The 15,125-nt window shown below is 62.3% G+C and carries 16 protein-coding genes; 8 read left to right on the top strand and 8 right to left on the bottom strand.

What is annotated here, in order from left to right:
* Window position 1: 1 nt before the first annotated feature.
* The 3 genes from AC6LKD_RS00945 to AC6LKD_RS00935 form a co-directional block, all read right to left on the bottom strand.
* Complete coding sequence (locus AC6LKD_RS00945; protein WP_013396142.1) at window positions 2-457, bottom strand: RidA family protein; 456 nt, start codon at window positions 455-457, stop codon at window positions 2-4.
* Window positions 458-481: 24 nt separating this feature from the next.
* On the bottom strand, window positions 482-1,939 hold the full coding sequence (locus tag AC6LKD_RS00940; protein ID WP_498114768.1) for a 2-hydroxymuconic semialdehyde dehydrogenase: 1,458 nt from the start codon (window positions 1,937-1,939) through the stop codon (window positions 482-484).
* 78 nt (window positions 1,940-2,017) lie between these two features.
* Window positions 2,018-2,572: a GNAT family N-acetyltransferase gene (locus AC6LKD_RS00935; protein ID WP_498114767.1), complete on the bottom strand. Its 555-nt coding sequence runs from the start codon at window positions 2,570-2,572 to the stop codon at window positions 2,018-2,020.
* A gap of 147 nt (window positions 2,573-2,719) precedes the next feature.
* Between AC6LKD_RS00935 and AC6LKD_RS00930 the strand changes: the two genes are divergently transcribed.
* On the top strand, window positions 2,720-3,556 hold the full coding sequence (locus AC6LKD_RS00930) for a helix-turn-helix domain-containing protein (RefSeq protein WP_498114766.1): 837 nt from the start codon (window positions 2,720-2,722) through the stop codon (window positions 3,554-3,556).
* A gap of 82 nt (window positions 3,557-3,638) precedes the next feature.
* The gene (locus tag AC6LKD_RS00925; RefSeq protein ID WP_498114765.1) at window positions 3,639-4,136 is read left to right on the top strand and encodes a MarR family winged helix-turn-helix transcriptional regulator; all 498 of its coding nucleotides are present in this window, start codon (window positions 3,639-3,641) and stop codon (window positions 4,134-4,136) included.
* Between the two features lie 11 nt (window positions 4,137-4,147).
* On the opposite strand, the gene AC6LKD_RS00920 is transcribed toward AC6LKD_RS00925, so the two are convergent.
* The 4 genes from AC6LKD_RS00920 to AC6LKD_RS00905 form a co-directional block, all read right to left on the bottom strand.
* Entirely contained in the window at window positions 4,148-5,074 is a 927-nt protein-coding gene (locus AC6LKD_RS00920) for a YihY/virulence factor BrkB family protein (protein ID WP_498114764.1), read from the bottom strand.
* A 201-nt stretch (window positions 5,075-5,275) separates the two neighbouring features.
* Window positions 5,276-6,916, bottom strand: coding sequence for a chaperonin GroEL (gene groL, locus AC6LKD_RS00915; RefSeq protein WP_013396136.1), 1,641 nt, complete (start codon window positions 6,914-6,916; stop codon window positions 5,276-5,278).
* Window positions 6,917-6,953: 37 nt separating this feature from the next.
* Entirely contained in the window at window positions 6,954-7,241 is a 288-nt protein-coding gene (gene groES / locus AC6LKD_RS00910; RefSeq protein WP_006221616.1) for a co-chaperone GroES, read from the bottom strand.
* A gap of 191 nt (window positions 7,242-7,432) precedes the next feature.
* On the bottom strand, window positions 7,433-8,332 hold the full coding sequence (locus AC6LKD_RS00905) for a LysR family transcriptional regulator (RefSeq protein ID WP_498114803.1): 900 nt from the start codon (window positions 8,330-8,332) through the stop codon (window positions 7,433-7,435).
* A gap of 175 nt (window positions 8,333-8,507) precedes the next feature.
* Between AC6LKD_RS00905 and AC6LKD_RS00900 the strand changes: the two genes are divergently transcribed.
* The gene (locus tag AC6LKD_RS00900; protein WP_498114763.1) at window positions 8,508-10,037 is read left to right on the top strand and encodes an MFS transporter; all 1,530 of its coding nucleotides are present in this window, start codon (window positions 8,508-8,510) and stop codon (window positions 10,035-10,037) included.
* Window positions 10,038-10,328: 291 nt separating this feature from the next.
* Complete coding sequence (locus AC6LKD_RS00895; protein WP_013396133.1) at window positions 10,329-11,312, top strand: Bug family tripartite tricarboxylate transporter substrate binding protein; 984 nt, start codon at window positions 10,329-10,331, stop codon at window positions 11,310-11,312.
* A 51-nt stretch (window positions 11,313-11,363) separates the two neighbouring features.
* Here AC6LKD_RS00895 and AC6LKD_RS00890 read toward each other — a convergent pair whose 3' ends face one another.
* Window positions 11,364-11,789: an RrF2 family transcriptional regulator gene (locus tag AC6LKD_RS00890; RefSeq protein WP_013396132.1), complete on the bottom strand. Its 426-nt coding sequence runs from the start codon at window positions 11,787-11,789 to the stop codon at window positions 11,364-11,366.
* A 72-nt stretch (window positions 11,790-11,861) separates the two neighbouring features.
* On the opposite strand from AC6LKD_RS00890, the gene AC6LKD_RS00885 reads away from it, so the two are divergent.
* The 4 genes from AC6LKD_RS00885 (at window position 11,862) to AC6LKD_RS00870 (ending at window position 15,078) form a co-directional block, all read left to right on the top strand.
* Window positions 11,862-12,839, top strand: coding sequence for an alpha/beta fold hydrolase (locus AC6LKD_RS00885; protein ID WP_013396131.1), 978 nt, complete (start codon window positions 11,862-11,864; stop codon window positions 12,837-12,839).
* Between the two features lie 153 nt (window positions 12,840-12,992).
* Complete coding sequence (locus tag AC6LKD_RS00880; RefSeq protein ID WP_041654337.1) at window positions 12,993-13,922, top strand: DMT family transporter; 930 nt, start codon at window positions 12,993-12,995, stop codon at window positions 13,920-13,922.
* Between the two features lie 11 nt (window positions 13,923-13,933).
* Window positions 13,934-14,332 carry a hypothetical protein gene (locus AC6LKD_RS00875; RefSeq protein WP_492274326.1) on the top strand — a complete coding sequence of 133 codons (399 nt, stop codon included), beginning with the start codon at window positions 13,934-13,936 and terminating at the stop codon, window positions 14,330-14,332.
* A 137-nt stretch (window positions 14,333-14,469) separates the two neighbouring features.
* Window positions 14,470-15,078 (top strand): hypothetical protein, encoded by a 609-nt coding sequence (locus tag AC6LKD_RS00870; RefSeq protein WP_498114762.1) that lies wholly within the window; start codon window positions 14,470-14,472, stop codon window positions 15,076-15,078.
* The last annotated feature ends 47 nt before the right edge of the window (window positions 15,079-15,125 follow it).

Here is a 15,125-nt window from a genome sequence, read left to right as displayed (position 1 = left end):
GTTAGCGCGCCTGCGGCTTGTAGGCGACCGCCTTGATCTCGATCAGCAGCTGCGGGTGCGGCAGCTGATGCACCGCGACGGTGGTGCGGGCCGGGCCGTCGGAATCGAAGTACTCGCCGTACACCTGGTTGTAGCCGCCGAAGTCGTTCATGTTGACCAGGAAGGTGCTGATCTCGACCACGTCGGCCAGCGTGGCGCCGGCCGTGGCCAGGATGTCGCGGATGTTCTCGATGACGGCGCGCGTCTGCACCCGGATATCCAACGTGGCGGTACCCATCGCGTCGACCTCGGCGCCCGCGATGCGGTTGTCGGGCAGGCGCGAGCTGGTGCCGGAGACATACAGGAAATCACCGGCGCGCTTGATGTGCGGATACTTGCCGCGCGGCGTGGCCTTGCCGGCGACGACGGTGGCGCTGACGCCGGGCTGGCCGGGTTGACTTGTCTGGGACTGGTTCATCGCGTCTTCCTTTGCGTGGATGGGTCAGAGCTTAATGCAGACGTTGGTGGGTTCGGTATAGAAATGCAGCGAATGGCGCCCGCCTTCGCGGCCGATGCCCGACAGGCCGCTGCCGCCGAAGGGCGTGCGCAGGTCGCGCAGGAACCAGCAATTGACCCAGGCCAGTCCGACCTTCATCGCCTGCGCCACCCGGTGGCCGCGCGTGAGGTTCTGGGTCCAGACCGCGGCCGCCAGCCCATAGCGTGTGTCGTTGGCCAGGCGGATGGCTTCTTCCTCGGTATCGAAGGGCGCCACGTGGCAAACCGGGCCGAAGACTTCCTCCTTGATGCAGCGGGCGTTCTCGGCCAGACCGGTCCAGATGGTGGGCTGCACATAGGCGCCGTCGTCGCGCGCATCGTCGAATACCGGCACGCCGCCGCCCGCTACCACCGTCGCGCCTTCCTCGCGCGCCAAGGCAAAGTACGACAGCACTTTCTCGCGATGTTCGCGCGACACCAGCGGCCCCATCTCCGTGGCGGGATCCATGGGCCAGCCGATGCGCAAGGCTTCGGCCCGAGCCGCCAGCGCCGCGACGAAGCGCTCGTAGATCGGACGCTCGACGTAGACGCGCTCGGTGCAGAGGCAGACCTGCCCGCAATTGGCGAACACCGATTGCGTCACGCCGTCCACGGCCGCATCGAAGTCGGCGTCGGCGAACACCAGCGCCGCGTTCTTGCCGCCTAGTTCGAAGGACACCGGCTTCACGCCGGGGGCAACCGCCCGCATGATGGCGGCGCCCGTGGCCGATTCGCCGGTGAAGGTGATGCCGTCAATGTCCGGGTGCGTGGTCATGAATTCGCCCGCCGAGTTCGGGCCAAAGCCGTGCGCCAGGTTCAATACGCCAGCCGGCAGCCCGGCCTCGTGCGCCACCTCGGCCAGCAGCGTGGCCGTGGACGGCGTGACTTCGGACGGTTTCATGATCACCGTATTGCCGAATGCCAGTGCGGGGGCCACCTTCCAGGTCAGCAGCAGCAGCGGCAGGTTCCAGGGCGAAATCACGCCCACCACGCCCAACGGCTTGCGGTAGGCATAGTTCAACGCCTGCCTGCCGTCCGGGGTGTCCGTCATATAGCTTTCCATGTCCAGCGTGCGCGCCAGTTCCGCGAAGGCGCGGAAATTGGCCGCGCCGCGCGGAATATCGATCTTCCCGGCCCAGCCCACGGGCTTGCCCGTGTCGCCGATCTCGGCCTGCAGGAAATCATCGAAGCGCCGCGCAATGCCGTCGGCCAGCGCCAGCAGATGGTCGGTGCGCGCGGCGACCGGCAACCCGGCCCAGGCCGGCAGGGCGCGGTGCGCCGCCGCCACCGCGCGGTCCACCTGGTCGCGGCCGGCTTCGTGGACCTGGGCGATCAGGCGCCCGTCCACCGGGCTGTGCTTGTCGAAGGTGGACGCGCCGTCTTCAAAACGGCCGTCGATGTAGTTGCGCAATTGTCGGATCGTCATGGGCAGGGCTCGGTCGGGATGCAAAATAAATACGTATACGTACTATATTTTGGATCATAGACAGCGGCCTGCCTCAAGTCAATGCGATTTCGAAGCCTCCAGCGTCTGCCATTCTTCCTTGCCGATGCGGCTGACATGCTCCGTCCGGTAGTCGTTCATGAACTGATTGAACTTGTTCTCCTCGGTGTGATGATGCTTGAAGCCGCACTTTTCCTGGGCTTTGCGCGACTTCTCGTTGTCGGCGAAGTAGCCGCACCATAGCGCGTTGAAGTTCAACGTTTCAAACGCGTGGCGCATCAGCTCCCTGACGGCTTCAGGAATCAGTCCGTGGCCCCAGAACGGCACGCCGATCCAATACGCGATTTCGGCTTCATCATCGGCAATGTCGAAATTGCTGTCCTTCCCCATGAGCAACGCCACCAGGCCTATGGCGGTGTTGTCTGCCTTCAGTGTCAAGGCATAGGCCAGTGGCCGCGAAAAAATCGTCTGGATGATCTCCCGGCTATGTTCGACGCTTGTATGCGGGGGCCAGCCCGCGGCGGGGCCGATTCGTTCGTCGCTCGCATACTCAAACAGGCTCGGCGCGTCGTCGGTGTGCCAGGGCCGCAAGATGAGGCGTTCGGTGCGCAGCATGATTTCCCTTCCTTTCAGCAATGAAAACAACAGCTGGAATTCTAGGAGTTGCCCACGCGATTGATAACAGACAGTCTTGAGTAGATTAGGTAATTATGAAAACAAAGAGCCAGAATTTATGAGGATTCCTTTAGAATTTATGCATAAATGAAAACTCTCTCTCAACTCTCGTATACGGGCCTCGAAGACTTCTGCATCGGTCTCAATGGGTTCGACGGACAGGTGGGGCCTCCCTTGGCGTTGTCGTATGTGGCGGTGTTGATCTGCCGCGAAGGTAGCGCTGAGTGGGAAGTGAACTTCAAGCCACACCGCATGAAGAAAGACGATCTGCTGGTCCTGGCGGAAGACTCCATCGCGCTCATCAAACGCAAGTCGGATGACTTTTCGTGCGTCTGCTATTTGATGAACCGGTCGATCGCCGCGGAGATTGCGCACGCCCTGCCCAACAGCCTGTTTTCCTTCTTGAGCCGTTCGCCGTTCTTCGCCGCGGAAAAGCTGTCGCCACGTTATTCAAGGGCCTGGGAGGGCCAGGCCGCGCTGATCCATGAGCAGTGCGGGACCTACAAGCGGACCATGATCGTCAACCATGTCCAAAACCTGTTCTTGTGGATCTGCGAAAAGACGGAAGGCCTTGGGGCCGGGACGCAGAATGACTTCAGCAGATCGGAGGCGGTCTGCTGGAAATTCTGGGAACTGATCTCGGAGCACTGCGTGCAACAGCGCGGGGTGGCATTCTATGCAGGGCTGCTGCACATCACTCCGTACTACCTGTCGCAGTTGAGCAGGAGGTTCTTCAACGACGCGCCCAAGACGCTGATCGACAGGCAGGTCGTGCTGGAGATAAAAAAGCGCCTTACCCAGCCCGGGAAATCCGTGCAGCAGATTGCAGAGGAGCTGCATTTCGCCGACGCCTCCTATTTAGGCAAGTTCTTCAAGCGCCATACCGGCGTGGGGTTGACCGACTACCGGAAAGGCAGGACATGATGAAGTCTGAAAGGGGCGTGAGCTATCTTATAGAACTGCGGAACAATGCCATGACCGCTGACATCCATCCCTTGGAAGCCCGATGACCGCTACATCCCGACGTGCCCCTGCCGACCAGGCCGCTCCCCAGGCCTTGCAGGCGTTCGATCTGACCCAGGTCGCGTCCCATCTGCTGCGCCGGGCTCATTTCCGCGCCGAAGCCCTGTTCGCGCAGGCCTTTCCCGACGAAGACCTGACCCCGCGCCAGAAGGCGCTGCTGATCACCGTCTACCAGAATCCCGGTGCGACCCAGAACCGCATCGCCGAACTGATCGCGCTGGACCGCAATTCCTTTGCCGAAATGATCGCCCGCATGACCAAGAAGGGCTATGTGCGCCGCAAGCGATCGGCCCAGGACGGCCGGGCCTATGCGCTGGAGATCACCGAAGAGGGCATCGCGCTGCTGGCGCGCATCCTGCCGCAGGACGCGGCCGTGGAAGCGGAAGTGCTGGCGCCGATACCAGAGGAGCTGCGGCCGGTGTTCCTGAAATGCCTGCGTCTGATGGCGGGGCTGGAACAGCAGGACGCCGCCGCTGCCTGACGGCGTCGGATTCAGGCGCCCGGCGCGGCCGTTGAGTCTGCCGGCGCTGGCGCGGACGCGCTGTTCCTGCCAAAGCGCAGCGCGAACTGGCGCGTGAAGACCGCGCCAAAGAAGAAGATCTGCGCCGAATAGTAGATCCACAGCAGCAGCGCGATCAACGATCCCGCCGCGCCGTAGGCGGACACCGCCGCGCCACGGCTGAGATAGACGCCGATGCCCCACTTGCCGATCAGGAACAACGCTGCCGTCACGATCGCGCCGGGTATCACGTCCGGCCAGGAAATCTTGGCACTCGGCAGCAGCTTGAAGATCACCGCGAACAGCGCCACTACGATGGAGAAGGAAAAAAAGTTGGAGATCCACTCCGCCACCAGCGCGAAGGACGACGCGGTCCACAAATCGCCGTAATAGCTGCGCGCCGCGGCCAGTCCCGCGTTCACGCTCAGCGAAACCAGCAGGAATAGCGCCAGCACCAGCACCAGGCCGAACGACAGCATGCGGCTGCGCACCATGCCGTGCAGCCCGCTTTTCTGGTTGGCGGAAACTTCCCACAGCTCGTCCAGGCTGGCCTTCAATTCCGCGAAGGCCGTGGTGGCGCTGAAGATCAGCACGAAAATCGATATCAGCGCCGCGATCCAGCCGCCGCCCGATTCGTGGGCGCTGGCCAGCACCGTCTGGATCACCTCCGCGCCGCGGTCGCCGATCAAATCGCGCAACTGCGTGAACAGTTCCGAGCGCACCGCATCCTCGCCAAAAAATGCGCCCGCCACGGCGATCACCAGGATCAGCATGGGCGCCAGCGAAAACACCATGTACAGCGCCAGCGCCGCGCCCTTGCTGGAGGCGCGATGGGTGGACCACTGCTTGGCGGAGTCCATCAACAGCCCGCCGATTTCGGCCGGGCGCAGTACACGCAACAGGGTCTTGGAAAAACGCATGGGGCTAGGCTCGTTCTGCGGACCCTTTATTGTAGGGACGCATGCGCCGCGGCGAAACCCGCAGATTGTGCGCAAACGTGTTCTTTGGCGAGGCAGCGTTGCGGCAGAAAAAGAAAAACCCCCGGGGCGAAGGACCGGGGGTTTTTCGGGATACTGCATTCCCCGGCCGAAGCCGGGGAGGCCTTGCAAGGGTAGCGGGACTTAGAAGTCCATGCCGCCCATGCCGCCCATGCCGCCGGGCATGGCCGGAGCAGCGGGCTTGTCTTCGGCCAGTTCGACCACGGCAGCTTCGGCGGTCAGCAGCAGGCTGGCGACGGAAGCGGCGTTTTGCAGGGCGGTGCGGGTCACCTTGGTGGGATCCAGCACGCCTTGCTCGACCAGGTCGGTGTACTCGCCGGTCGCGGCGTTGTAGCCGTAGTTGCCCTTGCCGTTCAGCACGTTGCTGACCACGACGCTGGCTTCTTCGCCGGCGTTGGTGACGATGGTGCGCAGGGGCTCTTCCACAGCGCGCAGGATCAGCTTGATGCCGGCGTTCTGGTCAGGCGTGTCGCCCTTCAGGTCGGTGATGGCTTGCTTGGCGCGCAGCAGAGCAACGCCGCCGCCAGCCACAACGCCTTCTTCCACTGCAGCGCGGGTAGCGTGCAGGGCGTCTTCGACGCGAGCCTTCTTTTCCTTCATTTCGACTTCGGTGGCAGCGCCAACGCGAATCACGGCAACGCCGCCGGCCAGCTTGGCCACGCGTTCTTGCAGCTTTTCACGGTCGTAGTCGGACGTGGCTTCTTCGATCTGGATGCGGACTTGCTTGACGCGAGCTTCGATCGACTTGCTGTCGCCAGCGCCGTCGATGATGGTCGTGTTTTCCTTGCCCACTTCGATGCGCTTGGCTTGGCCCAGTTCAGCCAGGCCGGCCTTTTCCAGCGACATGCCGGTTTCTTCGGAGATCACCGTGCCGCCCGTCAGGATGGCGATGTCTTCCAGCATGGCCTTGCGGCGGTCGCCGAAGCCAGGAGCCTTGACGGCGGTCGTCTTCAGGATGCCGCGGATGTTGTTCACAACCAGGGTGGCCAGGGCTTCGCCTTCGACGTCTTCCGCGATGATCAGCAGGGGACGGCTCGACTTGGCAACTTGTTCCAGCACGGGCAGCAGGTCGCGGATGTTGCTGATCTTCTTGTCGAAAATCAGGACAAACGGATCTTCCAGAGCGGCAACTTGCTTGTCCGGGTTGTTGATGAAGTAGGGCGACAGGTAGCCGCGGTCGAATTGCATGCCTTCGACGACGTCCAGCTCGTTTTCCAGCGACTTGCCGTCTTCGACGGTGATGACGCCTTCCTTGCCGACCTTGTCCATCGCGTCAGCGATGATCTGGCCGATGGAGGTGTCGCTGTTGGCGGAGATCGAGCCGACCTGGGCGATTTCCTTGCTGGTCGTGACCGGCTTGGATTGCTTCTTCAGTTCAGCGACGGCGGCGGCGACAGCCTTGTCGATGCCGCGCTTCAGGTCGATCGGGTTGAAACCGGCGGCAACGTACTTCAGGCCTTCCTGAACGATGGCCTGGGCCAGCACGGTGGCGGTGGTGGTGCCGTCACCGGCGTTGTCGGAGGTCTTGGAGGCAACGTCCTTGACCAGCTGAGCGCCGATGTTTTCGAACTTGTCCTTCAGTTCGATTTCCTTGGCGACGGAGACGCCGTCCTTGGTCACGGTCGGGGCGCCGAACGAGCGCTCCAGCACGACGTTGCGACCCTTGGGACCCAGGGTGGTCTTGACAGCGTTGGCGAGAACATTCACGCCGCGGACGATGCGCACGCGGGCGTCGTCACCGAACAATACTTGCTTGGCAGCCATTTCTTAGCTTCCTTCGAAAATTCGTTTGAGGCGGGGTTTACTGGACCACGGCGAGGATTTCGTCCTCGCGGATGACGAGCAGCTCTTCGCCGTCAACCTTCACGGACTGGCCGGCGTACTTGCCGAACAGAACCTTGTCGCCAGCCTTCAGGTCGACCGGCAGGATCTTGCCGTCTTCGGTCTTCTTGCCGGGGCCGACGGCCACGACTTCACCCTGGTCGGGCTTTTCAGCGGCGCTGTCGGGGATAACGATGCCCGATGCAGTCTTGCGCTCGTTTTCGAGGCGTTTGACGATCACGCGATCGCCCAGGGGACGCAAGGCCATGAGGAACTCCTGTTGCTAAAAGAGAAGGGAATGATCGGTTAGGCCCGGGAACGCTTGTTAGCACTCACCGGTGTCGAGTGCTAATTATAGGGATGATGTTCTAGGGTTCAAGGGGGAGGGGGCGGGTTGTTACATATTGGGGGAAGCTGGCGAGCGTCGAACCACACTGATGCCGAAGTTCAGTCGAATTTCTAAACAAGATTCGGTTCAGTAAATAGGTTCTCTGCCATGAAATCTACAAATGCCCGGACTCGGGGAGATAGCTGCCGATTGGACGGCCATAGGACCCAAAACGTGCTGGAACTACCCGCCCACCGATCCAGCACAATCTGAAGCGCGCCACTTTCCAATGCCGGTTGAACGGCAAAGTCAGGCAGGCAGGCAATGCCGTGGCCCTGCACTGCCATATGCAGTAGCGTCTCGACGTGGTTGCTGGTCATGCTGGCCGTCAGACGAATCACCGTTTCCGACGGCGGGCGGACAAATGGCCATTTCTCTAACGTGCCAGTAGTCGGAAATCGGTGCATCAGACAGGCGTGTTGCGTCAGTTCTTCCGGATGGAGCGGCGTCCCTCGTTGTGCGAAGTAACCAGGCGCACCGACATACACGAAGCGGCTGCTGCCCAGGCGCTTGCTCAACAAACGGGAGTCGCTGAGTTCGCCCGTACGCACCACGGCATCGAAGCCTTCGGCTATGACGTCCACTAGCCGGTCGCTGAAGTCCAGATCCAGCTCAATCTGAGGGTAGCGATGTGCAAAGGCCGATATTGCCGGCAGCATCAGACCGCTGACCAAGGGCAGACTCACCCGCAGGCGGCCCTTAGGACTGGCGGTTGTGCTGGTCAATTCATTCTCTGCCGCCGCGATTTCAGCCAGGATCCGTCGACAGCGGTCAAGGAACAGTGTGCCCTCTGGTGTCAAGCTGACGCTGCGGGTACTGCGCTGAAATAAGCGCACGCCGAGCTTTTCCTCGAGCCGGGCTACCCCCTTGCTGATTGCCGATGCGGAGACGCCCTGTTGGCGCCCAGCAGCAGCGAAGCTACGCATCTCAGCGACCAGCACAAAAATTGTCATACCACTCAGGCTATCCATTCCGCCTCCAATAAGTGACAAATTAGTCATGTCAGCGATGAATTTACCCATATTTTTGCCATATTGATTCCTCTGTAGCATTAATTGGGAGTGCCACAGCGGAGCTCCGCCCACGCCTTAGCCAGCAGCGGCGTGAGGATTCCTGCGTGGCTTTGGCCTATTGCCTGGATACCCGATGACAGTCAGCACTTCAGCCGCAGGCTCGACAGCCTACAAAGCCCCATTAATCTTGACTGGCTGCCTGACAGCAGCGGTCATCCCATTAAGCATCGCCGGCCCCGCTGTGGTGGTGCCCTCAATCAATCAGGCCCTTGGGGGGAGCGCCGCGGAACTTACTTGGATCATCAACGCCTACATCCTTACCTACGGCAGTGCGACGCTAGCCGCAGGGAGTCTGGCGGACACGTATGGGCGCAAGCGGCTGTGGTTGGCGGGCATGGTCCTATTCGCGCTCGTAACGGCTGCAATTCCTTTCATGCAATCCGTTCTGTGGATCGACATTTTGAGGTTGATCCAGGGGCTGGGGGCAGCTGCGGCGTTCGCGGGCGCAATGGCCGCATTGACACAGGAGTTCGACGGACACGCACGCACTCGTGTTTTCAGTTTGATTGGGACGACCTTTGGCGCGGGAGCTGCATTTGGTCCGTTCCTAGCCGGATTCTTGATCGATACCGTGGGTTGGCACTGGGTGTTTCTAGCGCCGGCAGGGGTTGCATTGCTTGCTTCCGTCCTGATCGCGCTATTTGCACGTGAAACACGTGATCCCGAAGCCACAGGATTGGATTGGCCCGGAGCAATCACCTTCACTATCGGGCTCGCTGTGCTCACCTACGGCCTCATCCTTGCCCCCGAGCAGGGCTGGGGCCACACGTCGGTACTGACTTCTTTGGCGAGTGCCGTTGGACTGTTGATGGTCTTCGCCTTCATTGAACTGCGGCGAGCCAAGCCTATGCTCGACCTCTCCCTATTCGCTAACGCGCGCTTTGTAGGAGTGCAGGTGTTGGCGGTTGCGCCGGCCTATGCATACATCGTGCTGCTCATCATCTTGCCCGCCCGATTCATCGGGATGGAAGGCTACAGCGCGTTGGCGGCGGGGAAGATGATGATTGCGTTGTCTGCGCCATTACTGGTGGTTCCGTTCATTGCAGGCCAACTGGCGCGCTGGATCAATGTCGGAGTGTTGTCGAGTATTGGCCTTGTCATCGCCGCGGCCGGTTTGTCCTGGTTGGGTTACGGCATCGCTGGCGATGTCCAAAGTAACCGCTTGGCTGCGATGCTGCTGATCGGCGCGGGTATCGGTTTGCCATGGGGACTTATGGACGGTCTGGCGGTCAGCGTGGTGCCCAAAGAGCGGGCCGGCATGGCGGCGGGGATCTTCAACGCGATTCGTCTGGCTGGGGATGGCATCGCTATCGCAGCGGTCGGGGCCATCCTGTCTGCTCGGATTCTATCGGGCTTGGCAACTGCAGCGGAGGATAGCGCGTCAGGCCAGATGAAAACGAGCGAGTTGGTGAAGGCTTCGAATCGGCTGGCGATGAGCGACCTGCAAAACGCCATGGCCCACCTACCGATGATGGAACAAAATTCCTTGCTGCAGGTGTATGAGAGCGCCTTTCAGTTCCAGCTCCTTGTCTTGGCAGCTGCTGCGGCAGCGACAGCAGTTTTGGTGTTTCTACTGTTGGGAAAAACGAAGATGCATAACTGAGTCGCGCAGGTTAGGGGGGCACGTCACTTTTCAGCGCCCCGAGTGGGGCGGGAAGAAGCCACGAAACGGATTTGCGGGGGGCAGGTCATTTGGACTGAAGCCGTCTCGACAAGCCGCGCTTGTCGCCGGCAGTTAGGGTTATCCGGGATTCTTTATGCTTAAACTTTTGTGAAGAATGAGCGGCGGATGCAGGGCCGCCGCCGCGATGCGGCATCAAGGCGGTTCACCGTGGTGCGGCATGTGACGCACCGTGCGCGGGATCGCGGGGTGAGCCCCCATAAGGAGAATCGCATGCTGTTGCGTAGACGTTGTCTGGCCATGATGATGCTGGCGCTGACCGGCTGGGCGACGGGCAGCCATGCGCAAACGCCGTCTCAGGCCTGGCCCGTCAAGCCCGTGCGCCTGGTGGTGGGGCTGGCGCCCGGAGGGTTGGTCGACGTGCTGGCGCGCACGGTGCAGCCGCACTTGGCCGAGGCCTTGAAGCAGACCGTTATCGTGGAGAATCGGGGCGGTGCGGGCGGCAACGTGGCGGGGGCCGAGGTTGTGCGCAACGGTGGAGACAACCATACCTTCCTGCTCAATCCATCGACGACCGAATCGGTCAACCCACTGATGTTCGCCAGCATGCCGTTCGATCCGCAGCGAGACCTGCGGCCGGTTGCCTTGCTGGCCAACAGCCAGCTGTTCCTGTTTGTCCGGTCCTCGCTTGGCGTCAATACGCTCGAAGAGTTCGTGGAATACGCGCGCAAGCGGCCCGATCCTCTCAATTACGGTTCGGCCGGAAACGGCACGACGCCGCATCTGGCCGGCGAGCTGCTCAAGCAGGCTACTGGCATGCAGGCTACCCATGCGCCGTATCGCGGCGTGGCGCCGGCGATACAAGACCTGGCAGCGGGCCAGATCGACTTCGCGTTTGGACCCGCCACGGTCTTTCCCATGGTGCAAGCGGGCAAACTGAAGGTACTTGCGGTGGCGAGCCGGCAACGCGCTGCCGTGGCGCCCGACATACGAACCTTTTCCGAGGTCGGCATCGACGGTGTGTTCGCGGACAGCCTGTTCGGCGTGTATGCCGCCGCTGGCACCCGCGATGACGTGGTCGATCGCATGAACGCCGAAATCAACAAAGTGCTCGCGCGGCCGGAGATCCAGGCGCGCTTTCTCGATGCGGGCGCCGAGGCGCTACCGCTGCGCGTGGCCGACTATGCCGCGCGCGTGCAGGACGAAAAGAAATTGTTCGCGCCGTTGATGAAGTCGTTGGGGCTGAAAGAACAGTAGATAGAACAACGATAAAAGCTGCGCCTGCGTAGCTCATTCAACTCTACGGCGTCATCCTTCCTCGCGCGAGGCAATCTCCGCGGCAAGCTCGGAAAGCGATACCGCGCCCAAGCGTTGCAGCAAGGCATGCTCGCCTTCGCGCAGGGAATCCGCCACTAATTGATTCGCCGTTCGTTCCACGGGGCAGGCAGGATTGTCGTCGGCCGGCCCGATGGCAAAGACCGTGCCATGGGCGATGGCTTCATGGACATCGCGCGCGGTGATGGTTTCCAGCCCCCTGGCCAGTACCCAGCCGCCATTGCGCCCGCCCGTGGAGGTCACCATGCCGGCGGCGCGCAGCGCCGCCATGGATCGGCGAACCACCACCTCATTCGTATGCAGCATTTTGGCCAGCGTTCCAGAAGTGGTCGTGCCGCCGCGCAAATGCATGTGGATCAAGACGTGCAGCAGACGGGCAAGGCGGGTGTCATTGGCCATGGGATCGAAATACCGTAACTACAAGTGTTACGGTATTATAGCTGCGCCGGATACTTCCTGAGAGCTAACCCGATGATCGACCTTGAAACACGCGATGTGACCGCCAACGGCATCACGCTCAATGTCACGGCCCAGGGCGAAGGTCCACTCGTCGTGCTGTGCCACGGTTTCCCCGAGACCGCTTATGCCTGGCGCCACCAGCTTCCAGCCCTGGCGCGGGCGGGATTCCGCGCCGTGGCCCCGGATTTGCGCGGTTATGGTGCCAGCGACAGTCCGACGGATGTGGCGGCGTTCACGACATTGGATGTCATTGGCGACCTGGTCGCGCTTATCGAAAGCGAGGGAGCCGATGATGCGGTGATCGTGGGTGGCGATTGGGGCGCCAGCATCGCATGGCAGGCAGCCCAATTGCGTCCGGACCGCTTTCGGGCCGTCGTCGCCCTGGGCGTTCCCATGATGCGCAGAGCGCCGGTTGCACCCAGCCGCCTCTTCCCCAAAACCGAGTCCGCCGCGTTTTACACGCATTATTTCAACGAGCCGGGAGTTGCCGAAGGGGAATTCGAGCGCGACATCAGCGCAACCCTGCGCGCCATCTACTTCGCGGCATCGGGCGACGCCGGACCGCGTGACGACCCTGGCACGCCCAATCCGTTTGGCATGGTCGCCGCTGGCCGGGGCTTGCTCCATTCGCTGCCTGTCCCTGAGACGCTGCCGGTCTGGCTCACTTCGTCGGATCTGGCGACCTTTGTCCAAAGCTACACCGCCAGCGGTTTTCGTGGCGGCCTCAACTATTACCGGAATCTGGACCGCAATTGGGCGCTACAGGGGGCTTTGGAGGGAAAGACGGTGGATGTGCCTGCGCTCTATCTCGTAGGAGAAAGGGATACTGGCTTGGCGATTCCCGGCATGGATCAGATCATCGCGGCCATGCCAGCCCTCGTTCCTCAGCTGCGCGCTATTGAAGTCATTCCCGGCGCGGGGCATTGGTTGCAACAGGAAGCCCCCGAGGCAGTCAACAAGGCGCTCGTCGATTTCCTGAGGAGCCTTTGAGCGTGCGAAGGAGCCATATTGCAATATCGCGTTGAAACTGCGCCAGCTAAAATCCCGCATGCGCACTGACGGCTGTCACGGATGGACAAGCTCGATGCCTTGCGTTTGCACCGTCGCCTCGCGCGACCACTGCGGCTCACTTTCGAAGCACAAATGAAAAATACGTTGATGGCCACGCACCTGCGCCTGGTCGGCATGGCAGCGCTCTGGGGCGCGTCCTGGTCTTGGGGCAAGGTCGTCGCCCAGTCCATGGCCCCACTGGCCGCGGCCAGCCTTCGATTCCTGTTTGCCAGTGTGGCGTTGGTCCTGTGGATGCATCGCGCGTCGGCGCTGCGGGGCTTGAAGTCTCTGACGCGCAATCAATGGCTCGGCCTGGCCGCCGCCGCGCTGGCGGGCGTCTTTGGTTACTCCAGCTTCTTCATGTTGAGCCTGCAGCTGGTTCCGGCCGGCAAGGCCGCGATCGTGGTGACGCTGAATCCGGGCGCGACGCTGTTGCTGGCGGCGATCCTGTTCCGCGAACACCTCAACCCCGCCATCCTGGCTGGCATGGTTCTGTCGGCCATCGGTGCGTATATCGCCATCGGCGGCGGGGTTTCACAAGCCGCCGCCGGCTCCGGCGTGGGCATCGGCGAACTGCTGCTGCTCGGCTGCGTGGCCTGCTGGGTGGCCTACACCCTGATCGGCCGGCTGGTGCTCAAAGGCGTGGACGCCCTGACCACCACCACGGTGACCACCGTGATCGGCGCGCTGATGCTGCTGCTCACCAGCCTGATCGTGGAAGGCGTTCCCGCTTGGCAGAGGCTGGGACAGGCGCCGGCCAGCGCCTGGGGTAGCCTGCTGGCTTTGGCGTTCGGGGCGACCGCGATCGCCTACGCCTGGTACTTCGAAGGCGTGAAGGCGCTGGGCGCCGGCGCGGCCTCCGGCTACATCACGCTGGTGCCCGTGTTCGGCGTGCTGTTTTCCAGTCTCTGGCTGGGCGAAGCCACCCCCGCGAATCTGTTCATCGGCGCCGCCCTTGCGATCTCGGGCATGGCTATCATGCACGTCGGCCGGCGTCGTGCCGAGGCGCGACAGCGCCGATAAACGGTCCTTCCATGCAGCCCTATACCCACGACAACATGCTGGCCCAGGAGACCTGGCTGGACTGCGCGACCGCCGACGGCGGCCGGCTGCGCGTGGTGCTGCTTGAAGCCGATCCACTGGCGGCGAAGCCGCTGCTGGCGCGGGCACGATCGATCGCTCAAGTCTTGGATACGCACCGCGACGCGGCGCTGCATTTCCTCTGGCAGGAGGGACGCGACAGCGGCGACCCCGAAGATCCCCCTGTGACGTTCCTGGAACACTTCACGCCATCTGACCTGATCGTCGCGGCCGACGGGGGCTACGTGCTGCACCTGGCGCCGCGCGACGCGACTTGGTTCATGGATGGCTATTGGCCGGCCGTACGATTTGCGGCGGATGACCGGCCTACGGACTGGATCTGCGAATCTTGACCTGAGTCGTCGTATCCAAAGCGGCCATTTGGCGCTTGGAGGCAATGCCGCGTCAGGTTCCGCACAGGCGCATGATTACACTCTGATCGTGACTCGTGCGTCATTCACGGAGAAGTCGACATGCAATTGGCTCAAACATGACTAGCAACGAAGGGATCCAGGCCTCGGTCTATACCCGATGGCACCAGTTGTCGCTGCCGTTGGCCTTCGCCCTGGCGGCGGGTAGCTTCATGCTGGTGGTGTTCAACCGTGGGCCGATTGCTCTGGCGGTTGTGCTGGCGGTGCTGGGGTTGCTGGTGCCGCCGCTGGTGGCGTTCAAGGGCTTTCCCACACGCAATACCGTCAAGGTGACGTCCGAGGGGCTGGAGTTTTCGCGCCGCTCTCCCGTCGCCTTCGCGCAATTGTCCCGCTGGGGCACTGACGATTATCTCAAGCTGGTTCGTCCCGGCCTGCCAACGTTGCTAGTCAGTGCAGTGGACCTGCCCACACGTGAACGTCTGTTGCGCGAGTTTGAGCTGGCCTTGGCGGCGTGGCACAAGCGCCAGCCCGCTGGTACGCAGGCGGCGCGCCGCACACATTTCTATGGTTCCACGGCAGGACGCCTGACGGGCTTGTTGATCATCGTGCTGGGGGCGGGTGCGGCGGTCATGGCGCTGAGCTTGCGCGAGCCGTCGATGTCGCTGGCTATCGTTGGCGGGCTGGGAGCGCTGTTCGGATTGACGATGCTGTTTGGCCGGCGGGGCTGAGGGCGCTGGGCACACCGTGGCCCATCCGTTCGCATCGGCAGGTCCGC

This window comes from Achromobacter sp. D7-1 (genome assembly GCF_059760445.1).
This window is presented reverse-complemented; position numbering and strand designations above follow the sequence as displayed.

Coding starts and splice junctions, on each gene's coding strand:
- AC6LKD_RS00945 (WP_013396142.1), bottom strand. CDS start 457: ATGAACCAGTCCCAGACAAGTCAACCCGGCCAGCCCGGCGTCAGCGCC.
- AC6LKD_RS00940 (WP_498114768.1), bottom strand. CDS start 1,939: ATGACGATCCGACAATTGCGCAACTACATCGACGGCCGTTTTGAAGAC.
- AC6LKD_RS00935 (WP_498114767.1), bottom strand. CDS start 2,572: ATGCTGCGCACCGAACGCCTCATCTTGCGGCCCTGGCACACCGACGAC.
- AC6LKD_RS00930 (WP_498114766.1), top strand. CDS start 2,720: ATGAAAACTCTCTCTCAACTCTCGTATACGGGCCTCGAAGACTTCTGC.
- AC6LKD_RS00925 (WP_498114765.1), top strand. CDS start 3,639: ATGACCGCTACATCCCGACGTGCCCCTGCCGACCAGGCCGCTCCCCAG.
- AC6LKD_RS00920 (WP_498114764.1), bottom strand. CDS start 5,074: ATGCGTTTTTCCAAGACCCTGTTGCGTGTACTGCGCCCGGCCGAAATC.
- groL (WP_013396136.1), bottom strand. CDS start 6,916: ATGGCTGCCAAGCAAGTATTGTTCGGTGACGACGCCCGCGTGCGCATC.
- groES (WP_006221616.1), bottom strand. CDS start 7,241: ATGGCCTTGCGTCCCCTGGGCGATCGCGTGATCGTCAAACGCCTCGAA.
- AC6LKD_RS00905 (WP_498114803.1), bottom strand. CDS start 8,332: ATGGATAGCCTGAGTGGTATGACAATTTTTGTGCTGGTCGCTGAGATG.
- AC6LKD_RS00900 (WP_498114763.1), top strand. CDS start 8,508: ATGACAGTCAGCACTTCAGCCGCAGGCTCGACAGCCTACAAAGCCCCA.
- AC6LKD_RS00895 (WP_013396133.1), top strand. CDS start 10,329: ATGCTGTTGCGTAGACGTTGTCTGGCCATGATGATGCTGGCGCTGACC.
- AC6LKD_RS00890 (WP_013396132.1), bottom strand. CDS start 11,789: ATGGCCAATGACACCCGCCTTGCCCGTCTGCTGCACGTCTTGATCCAC.
- AC6LKD_RS00885 (WP_013396131.1), top strand. CDS start 11,862: ATGATCGACCTTGAAACACGCGATGTGACCGCCAACGGCATCACGCTC.
- AC6LKD_RS00880 (WP_041654337.1), top strand. CDS start 12,993: ATGAAAAATACGTTGATGGCCACGCACCTGCGCCTGGTCGGCATGGCA.
- AC6LKD_RS00875 (WP_492274326.1), top strand. CDS start 13,934: ATGCAGCCCTATACCCACGACAACATGCTGGCCCAGGAGACCTGGCTG.
- AC6LKD_RS00870 (WP_498114762.1), top strand. CDS start 14,470: ATGACTAGCAACGAAGGGATCCAGGCCTCGGTCTATACCCGATGGCAC.